The organism is Pseudomonas sp. FSL R10-1350 (assembly GCF_009600525.1).
Classification (GTDB): domain Bacteria; phylum Pseudomonadota; class Gammaproteobacteria; order Pseudomonadales; family Pseudomonadaceae; genus Aquipseudomonas; species Aquipseudomonas helleri.
In genome coordinates this window covers 1-283 of sequence record NZ_WIVR01000228.1, presented here as the reverse complement: position 1 = coordinate 283, position 283 = coordinate 1, and the positions used below count along the sequence as shown (strand labels likewise).

Sequence of the window (283 nt, the reverse complement as noted above, 5' to 3'; positions counted from 1 at the left end):
GCCATCAGCAAGTAGATCAAAGATACCTGAGATGTCTTTGTTCTTCATTGTGTACATAGCAGGGACAACAGCCTTCTCGGATTCAGGTCCTTTGAGTCTAAAGAAGAAACCCTTACCATTTGTACCACCATCTTTACCATATAGAATATCAATATCACGCGCCTCGCGTGTCCACTCCACATCAGCAACCATCTTAGAGATAGCAGAGAAGTGTGGGTTGTTACGCATCATCTGGCGCATCTGTGCAGTAAAGCCATGAGCAAATACCTTCAGAGATCCTGAC

General features: G+C 44.9%; 1 protein-coding gene. It reads right to left on the bottom strand.

Annotated elements, in window-relative coordinates:
* On the bottom strand, positions 1 to 283 hold a 283-nt coding region (locus tag GHO25_RS26285), incomplete at both ends, for a hypothetical protein (RefSeq protein ID WP_178110268.1).